Here is a 6,278-nt window from a genome sequence, read left to right as displayed (position 1 = left end):
GTAGAACCTATGGCCTGGCTTACTGCCGTGCTTGGCAAAATCGCCGATCATCCGGTCAACAAACTTTTTGAACTCTTCCCTGGGAATATAGACATACCAGAAAAGTTAACAAGCTTTGGTGAGTTGGGAAATCAGGCGGTGTAGTTGGTCGGGTGGATACCATTTGGAAGGTTTTAGTAACCGCAAAATAGCGAGTTTCTTAAGCTTTAGACAATTAACTGGTACATGGTACTCGTTAATGTATACGAGCATGATTTAGAGGATCTTAAAGATTTGGATATCCAGCCCCAGCTTGATGTGCTTTTTCCTTTGCACAGCACCATCGAAAATACGCGCTTTAATGCGTTGATGCTTTACCTTGAAAAAGTTAATAAAATACGTAGTTAACCGGGCTTCACTCTTTTGTATCCTAATGTAGAGTACAGTATTTCTGCTTGAAAGGTACAGGAGTTTTTGTGCCGTTCGGTAGAATATAACGGCAGAAGGATTTAAAGTTCTTATGTTTTGAAGAAACGCCGGGAAACGAAATGGTGCTAACACTTAAAGATATTACTGAATTTTGCAGATTTAACATCTTATAATAATATAAAGTGTTGATAAGAAGTTAATTATTTTGAGCTACCCATCTATAAACTTGCTTTTTACCGTAACTTAAAATGAATTTAGATCGATTGTACGAAAATGGATTATTGAGCAGGCGGGGAATGAATGTATGCCTAGCAAATAATCTTTTGAGTTTAGATGCCATTAAAGCTTATCACAAACGTAGGAGCACTTTTCAAAACCTGAATTCTTGTGGGGAAAAACTAAATGCCGAATTAATGGCTCTCACCAACAAGCACGATGAGACTACAGCGATTTTGCCATCAGATCCTCGCAGGTTAGCCTTGAAGAATTGACCAGAATTCATAAATATGCCCGAACTCATTTTGGCCGGCGGAGTAAGGTAGTATGCAAGCTGAATAATCTATTTACTACCGGCGATATTATCAATCATTTTAAAAAATTCGGCACGTTCACAGACCTTAAAAAAACAGGGAGTCAAACTACTGCCGAGCTCATATCCATCTGCCATTTGTATCAAGAAATAAATACGGAATACAGAAACAAAAAAGATGAACTTCGGAATAAGTTTGCGATGAGACGAACGGGTTTTAAACAACTCGATCTTTTTCCATCACCTCAATTAAATCTTTTTGATGGAGAGCAGAATGATGATTAGTATTCTAGCAGCGAGGTTGTCTATGTAAGGTCTAAGGTCTTGGCAACTACGCTGAAATTTGTAAACTTGAAAAGTAATAAAAGCTGTTAGCCTTTAGCTGTTTGCCGATAGACGCTAGCCAACCGCCAACCGCTTATAGCCAATAGCAGTCATTAAAGAAGTTCCAGCCCCTGTGTATAAATTAAAACAATAGCAAATGCAAGACGATGAAGATTCCGGCAACGAAAATCCAACAAGCACTCCTCGCGAAGACATGGAGGAAATGTTGGCCCATTACCAATCTTACATCATCGAGCCCGGTGATGAAGATTTGCCAAATTACAAACCCCAGAAAATCCAGACGGCCGAAGCTATCGCAGACCGTATTACCGTATTAACAAACCTGGAGTTTGCATACAATACCAACGACCCGGAAAGATGGGGTCCGATGATTTTGGAAATGAAGAACACATGTTGGTTTATAGCCTCACCGGCAGAACAGGAAATCATGCAAGACCAGGGATTTTCAGTAGATAGCTATGATATGGCTATACTTTATAAACAGATTCTTTACGCCTTACTCTGGGCGCTTAATGAATACGACGACCTAAACTTGGCGCCCGTGAATATGCACAAGGTTTTTCCGAGACTGAAAGAGATCGCAGCCAACCCCGAAAAGTTTAAGCAAACCATCACCGTAAGGCCGGCAGATCAAATACTACAGGCATTGGCAGATACTTTCAAAGTGTACATGGAATCAAAATTGAGTTTTGATGCAGGCAACGAGGAAGGAAATATGGGATGGCTGGTATTGTCATCTACCGGTAGTTTGGTCGCGCTGCTTTGGCTGATAGATAATAGCGAGTGGGATGATATACTTTGCTCGCTATTTGAACAGGCTTTTTTGGAAAGTACAGTGGAGAGAAAGGATGAGGATGGGGATGATTCTGGGTCTACTATGCGGGTGCTTGGGGGTGATGGAAATGAGGATTGAGAATGGAGGTGACAAATGGAACAGCGCAAGTTCATTGTAGTAAAAACCATTTAACGTGTTTGCTCCAATCTAAAGCTATGTTCTTGGCCTATTGTCTAATAACTTTAAAAGTATTTAATTAGCAACTTAATTCACCAGTAATTAAATAATTGGAGACGTATCAGTCCATAGCCCCGGTAGTTCAACAACTTAAAACCCAAAACAGGCCCTTGCAAATTCTTTGCAATGATCCTTCCATGAAGCTGTGGATTGTAAAGTCATCACGAAATGAAATGCCAGCCTACAGGCTTATCAAAGAATTAATAGCATATCGTTTTGCAGAATTATGGGCGATAAAACAACCAATAGCCGCTCTAATCGAAGTTAATCCCGAGCATTTGAAAGCTTTAGATATTGATCCTACTCCATATTCTATCCCGTGTTTTGGCAGTCAATGGCGTCCTCATAGGTTGGATTGGGATAAGTTTATGGCATTTTCAGATAAGCCGTTTATAAAGAATTTTGATGGGTTCGAGGATCTTTTGAAAATTGCCTTATTTGATCTTTGGACAGGGAATGAAGACCGGTTTGCTGAAAATCACAATCTGCTGATTGAATCTTCGAACAGACGCACCGCCATTTTAGCCATTGATCACGAGGCCATTTTGAATAGTTCAAATAGTAATCATAATGTTATTTACACAGATTCGAAAATGATGCTTCCCGAAACGTATTTCAATTTGTTGAGCTCCAATTCAATCGAACATGTATTAAGTCAATTTAAAGAAAAAAGGCAGTATTGTAAGTTTTTAGTTCAGGAGTTTCCTAATTTGATAGAAAAATGCAGTGCAAACCTGAAAAGTATTTTTGAAGAAATTCCGACCGAATGGGGAATTAATTCAGATGAGATTTTTGAATACGTTCAGAGAGAACTATTTAAAGATTCTTGGATTGAAACAGTATCAGAACAATTTACTACCTTAGCTTCACGTTTGAAGTAAGTTTTCGACTGAAAATTCGCCCATAATGGAAAACCACATTATCACCATATTAAAAGTACCTGTTTCACAATACTCCAATGAGTTCCTTGCCATAGGTCTTTTTGCTTCAGACGGAAAAGAATCATTCTTCCGGGTTTCAAACCATAAATTGAAAGTCCTCAAAAGGTTGATTTCCGATGATTCTTACTATTTGATGGACTCAAAAGTGAAAATGATAAAAAAGGATTTTGACTTGAACACCGGAGAAGGAAAAATTCATTTTGATCTCAATCATACATTATTTTCTGACTCCCACTTGGCATATCTTAGCAAATACGCAAATAATGTTTTGCAATTTGAAAAGCCACAATCAATAGATCTTCCGCTCAACGACGAAGTTTTTGATCAAATATTTAGCCGATATGTTTCGGAAAAATCGAACACTAAAAAGCCTGTCGTAACCCGATTTAAGACTACTATTCTCCATACGTTGAAACCTCAAATTGAAGACCGAGTGACTTGGGACGCAGTAATAGATAAGGATAGAGTTCAGGGACTTATTTTTCCAAAAATAACATTTGATTTTGCCGGGCTTAATAGTGGGCTGGTACTTGGACAAGCCCAAGATTTCTCAAAGGAATATAAGGATGTAAGAGATGAATTAGCGACGCTGTATTCGGTAGTTGGATTAGATCACGACATTTCTCAGATATTTCTGGTTGGCAAAGAGCCGGATAAATCCCAAGGTTATAATCACCAGCTATGGAGTGAATTTCGAGTTTTGAAAGGGATTACATACATAGAATCTGAATCTAATTTGGGTGAAGTCGTTGATTTTGTGCGTTCGCATGATGTTGTGCCTTTACCGGAATTGCCTTAAACGCCGCCCGCTTCACATCGTATTCTAATTCCGCAGAACCTTCTTGTGAATTCCTAAAGACGCCATTTTTACAATTGGTAATGGCAAATGATCTGGCTTGAGCGAGATTATAGTCCATCCAGAATGATATTTTGGAATGATTCTTTTTAAATTTTAATTGATAGGTTTAGAGAGTTGTGGGTAGTCCAATTATTAATGGATTATATCGAAGGATTGGAAATGCAGCTGTAGCGGATTTTTGGTTGATTTATTTAATGGAATGAGTACTTTGCGAAGGAAATATGAACAACATTGGAGCTAAGTGATATAAGCTGAGTTATTTGAAAAATTTACGTTCTTATTTCTTTTAAATAAGTTTGCTGATCACATTTATAAAAACAATGGGAACTACTAATAAAAAACCATCGGAAAGCTCCGAGAAGTCCAGTATAGAAGAAAAAGTTGAGGTGGCTGACATTAATGAGAGACCGAGAATTTGTTGTATTGACGTTGACCAAAAAGTAGTTGAACAGCTTAAACATTTAAAATTCAATGTCTTTTCAGGCACTTTGGGAAGTAAGGTAAAGGTTCCCAATTCTTCAAGGGGTGTGAATCATCACTTACTGCTGAATTTCAATTTCCCAAAGAATTTGCACGAGTATGATATAATCATCTTAGATTTAGCAAATTTTGAAACTGTTGACTATAATGCAGAAATGCACATTAGAAATGATCATACGGGCAGAAGTGCTTTATCTTTATTATCTAGATACCCAGAAACCATTTTCGATCCTAGACCATTAGGTAGTTCCATTTTAGGAAAAAAATTGAAAGAAATTGGTTCGAGAGGACATATTATAATTGCCTTCACTTCAGTTAGTTATGATTTAGAATATGAAAGTGTAAAAACTTCTGATGGCTATCCCGAATCACAAGGTCTCATGAAGAAGAATATATATGATTTTTTAGGAAATGTGCCGCTTTCCCTTTCAAAGTATGGAAAAGAAATGACTCCATATGATATCAGGGAAGATCTGAAAAATTTATTAAATTCATACCTATTAAATTCAACTTATAATCAAACTTTTAATCATCCAACCAAGTGGCAAAATGATAAACAAATTCCTGATCCAAACTTTTTTCCTCTTATCAAGAATTCAAGTGGAGATATAGTGTCAATCAGTGAATTTAGAGGAAACTCGTATATATTTTACTTTCCTCAAATATCACAAAAAGAGAAATTTATTGAATCCTTTTTGACAAAAATTGCTCCTGATATTATGCCAGATATCTTTCCAGATTCAACAACATTTAGCTGGAAAAGTAAGGAAGAATATTGGTTGCCGCATTACAAAAAATTGCTGAGAGAAAAGAGGCATATTGAAAAGGAATATGAAAAGAATATAAAATTAAAGGATGCCGAGATTTCCAAGAACGCTAAAGAATATTCATTTCTTCATGAGATTATTACTGAAACAGGGGACATATTAGTAAAAGCTCTTATTAAATATTTTAAATGGCTAGGGTTTAAAAAGGTTACTAATGTCGATGAAAGAAATCCAAATTCCTCCGTTCTTGAAGAAGATATTCAAGTAGAATTAAACGATGGGATATTGATAATTGAATGCAAGGGAATCGGAGGTACGTCCACTGACTCAGATTGTAGCCAAATTGCAAAAATTAAACATAGACGTTGCAAAGAAAGAAATCGCTTTGATGTTTATGCCCTGTATATTGTTAATCATCAAAGATATTTACCACCAACGAGCCGTCAGAATCCACCATTTTCCGAAAATCAAAAGCAGGATGCAATAAATGATGAGAGAGGGCTTATTTCGACATGGCAACTTTTTAATCTCTATTTTGAAATTGAGAGTGGAATTTTGGCTAAGGAGGATGTCCGAAATAATCTTACGAGATTTGGCTATCTTGAATTTAGACCATCCAATTTAGTCTTTATAGATGAGCCAAAGGAGCATTTAAAAAATGGAAAAGTATGTATTATAAATATTTCAGATGTGGAGTTAAAAATAGCTGAAGAAATCTTAGTTGAGAAAAACGGAAAATTCACTAAGACAACAATTCAAGGAATTCAAATAAATGATAAACCAATATCAAGCACCAAAACGGGTGAATTCGGATTACAACTTAGTAACCCAATAAAGCAAAAATCAATATTATGGAAAAAAGCCATAAGTTAATTTAGCAAAAAAGAAATTAAAGAGGTTTTGTTTGAGATAGTGATGACTGAGTAGTAAAACCAAT

6 protein-coding genes are annotated in these 6,278 nt (G+C 36.5%); all 6 read left to right on the top strand.

The annotated features are described in order from the left end of the window. Nucleotides 1-656 precede the first annotated feature (656 nt). The 6 genes from G3O08_RS17915 (at nt 657) to G3O08_RS17890 (ending at nt 6,214) form a co-directional block, all read left to right on the top strand. Nucleotides 657-899, top strand: a complete 243-nt coding sequence (locus G3O08_RS17915; protein ID WP_163286833.1) for a hypothetical protein — start codon at nt 657-659, stop codon at nt 897-899. After that, entirely contained in the window at nt 896-1,222 is a 327-nt protein-coding gene (locus tag G3O08_RS17910; protein WP_163286832.1) for a hypothetical protein, read from the top strand. The genes G3O08_RS17915 and G3O08_RS17910 overlap by 4 nt, the downstream gene beginning before the upstream one ends. Before the next feature lie 196 nt (nt 1,223-1,418). After that, nucleotides 1,419-2,195 (top strand): DUF4272 domain-containing protein, encoded by a 777-nt coding sequence (locus G3O08_RS17905; protein WP_163286831.1) that lies wholly within the window; start codon nt 1,419-1,421, stop codon nt 2,193-2,195. Between the two features lie 209 nt (nt 2,196-2,404). Next, nucleotides 2,405-3,175, top strand: a complete 771-nt coding sequence (locus G3O08_RS17900) for a HipA family kinase (RefSeq protein WP_163286830.1) — start codon at nt 2,405-2,407, stop codon at nt 3,173-3,175. Nucleotides 3,176-3,200: 25 nt separating this feature from the next. Next, nucleotides 3,201-4,034 (top strand): hypothetical protein, encoded by an 834-nt coding sequence (locus tag G3O08_RS17895; protein ID WP_163286829.1) that lies wholly within the window; start codon nt 3,201-3,203, stop codon nt 4,032-4,034. Between the two features lie 380 nt (nt 4,035-4,414). Further along, on the top strand, nt 4,415-6,214 hold the full coding sequence (locus tag G3O08_RS17890; protein WP_163286828.1) for a hypothetical protein: 1,800 nt from the start codon (nt 4,415-4,417) through the stop codon (nt 6,212-6,214). Nucleotides 6,215-6,278: the final 64 nt, after the last annotated feature.

This window comes from Cryomorpha ignava, from assembly GCF_010686655.1.
Taxonomy (GTDB): Bacteria; Bacteroidota; Bacteroidia; order Flavobacteriales_D; family Cryomorphaceae; genus Cryomorpha; species Cryomorpha ignava.
Note: the sequence above shows the minus strand (reverse complement) of the source record. Positions and strands in the feature narration are given on the sequence as shown.